The organism is Mesorhizobium sp. M7A.F.Ca.MR.362.00.0.0 (assembly GCF_004023175.1).
Lineage (GTDB): Bacteria > Pseudomonadota > Alphaproteobacteria > Rhizobiales > Rhizobiaceae > Mesorhizobium.
Window position 1 is genome coordinate 1 of sequence record NZ_RZTF01000651.1, and the last position, 2053, is coordinate 2053.

Annotated in this window: 1 protein-coding gene; it reads right to left on the bottom strand. The window is 64.5% G+C overall.

What is annotated here, in order from left to right; all coding sequences use genetic code 11:
- Window positions 1-84: 84 nt before the first annotated feature.
- Complete coding sequence (locus tag EOC06_RS36430; protein ID WP_128310058.1) at window positions 85-1725, bottom strand: ABC transporter substrate-binding protein; 1641 nt, start codon at window positions 1723-1725, stop codon at window positions 85-87.
- Window positions 1726-2053 lie beyond the last annotated feature (328 nt).

Here is a 2053-nt window from a genome sequence, read left to right on the forward strand (position 1 = left end):
GGTTAGGGTGGGGGTCCTTCTTCGCAAGAATCCATATGCGATAGCCCCCCTCCGGAGGGAGAGGAACCCAAGAAGGGCGAAGGCTCACCTCTCAATCCAAACCTTCTCAAAGTGCTGCTCCAGCGCCTGGTGCTGTTCGCAGCCTTCGACGCCTTTGCGGTACGTCCGGTAGACCGAGCGCCAGTAGGGTTGGATGATGATGCCTGAATCGCGCAAATTCTGCTCGATCTTGCCCATAATCTCCTTGCGCGCCTTGGCGTCCGGCGTCGCCAGCGCCTTGTCGAGCAGCGTGTCGAATTCGGGATTGGCGTAGGCGCTCTCGTTCCAGGCGGCGCCGGATTTATAGGCGAGCGCCAGCACCTGGACGCCGAGCGGGCGGCCGAGCCATTCGGTGCAGGAGAAGGGGTATTTGCTCCAGTCGTTCCAGAAGGTGGCGGCCGGCAGCACGGTGCGCTTGATCTTGAGGCCGGCCTCGCGCATCTGCGCGCCGATGGCGTCGCCGGTGCTCTTCTGCCATTCGACGTCGACGGAGATGAGCTCGAATTCGTGGTCTGATTTGCCGGCCTCGGCAAGCAGCTTCTTCGACTGCTCCACGTCGCGCCTGGCCGGGCCGATATCGGCATATTCGGGGTGCATGGGGCCGACATGGTGGTTGTCGGCGGGCTTGCCGCGGCCGCCGAGGCCGAGTGCCAGCACGGCGGAATTGTCGACGGCGAGCTGGGCGGCGCGGCGCACCTTGACGTCGTCATAGGGCGCGTTGGCCACATTGAAGCGGGCGACGATGGTCGAGCCGGTGGCGATCTCGGAGTTCATCAGCCCCATCTGCTCGGTCTGCGAGACGGCGTCGGAGGCGGTTTCGTGGTCGGTGTCGATCTCGCCGGATTCGAAGGCCGACAGCATGGCGTTGGGGTCGGAGCCGTAGTCGACCCATTTGATGCCGTCGAGGTGGAATTCGCCCTTCCACCAGGGTTTTTCCTTGCGCTTCACCTCGGCACCGGTCTCGGCATCCCAGCTGACCAGCTCGCAGGGGCCGGTGGTGATGGCAAGCGCCTTCAGGGGATCGCCGTCGCCCTCATAGGAGCGGTGCATGATCAATGCCGGATAATCGGCCATGCCGGCGATCAGCGAGATGTCGGGTTTCGGCAGATTGAGTTTTATCGTGAAGTCGTCGACCTTGGCGATGCCGCCATCGACGACCTTCTTGGTGTCGGCATTGACCAGCGCGCCCATGCGCGCGGCGACCGAATTGCCCGGCACCGAGGCATCGCACCAGCGGGTGAGGTTGTGGATGACATCGTCGGCGTTGAAGGCATCGCCATTCGACCAGGAGATGCCCTTGCGCACATGCAGTGTGAGGGTCCTGGCGTCGTCGCTCGCCTCCCAGCTTTCGAGCAGCCAGGGCTCGAAGGAGAAGTCGGTGTTCCAGCGCACCAGATATTCGTTGCAGTGGCGGGCGACATTCGACATCTCCACGCCGTCGAAGGTGCGCGGGTCCTTGAAACCCTTGACGTTCATGGCGACGCGCAAGACGCCGCCCTTCTTCGGTTCCGCCGCGCGGGCAGGGGTGGCGCCGAGACCGCCCAGCGCCAGCGCGCCGGCGGCACTGACGCCGAGGCCGGCCATCAGCGCCAGATATTCGCGGCGGTTGATGCCGCCGGTCCTGAAATCATCGGCGACGGGTTTTGCCTGCGGGTGCAGTTTGCGATCGGTCAGCATGAATTTCATCGTCGTTCCCCTGTTGTTGATGCATGCCGCCCAAAAGTGCCCAGCGGTTTTGGGACAACGGCATGCACAGAAAAATCGCCCCGGCCGATCGACAGACGCGGGGGCGGACGCGACCGCCGGGGCGCCGTTGCCTGAGCGGGAATGATAGAGCGGGGTGACGCTGGGGAGTGTTCGGGAATCCGCAGTGATTGTGCTGGGTTCCGCAGGGGGAGTCGGCAGTGCGCTTATGCTTTGCAGCCGCGCTGCGAGGAGATGCGCCAACGGCGCGGCGCCAATCTCCCTCCTTGAGGGGGAGATGGCCGGCAGGCCAGAGGGGGTCGGCACGACG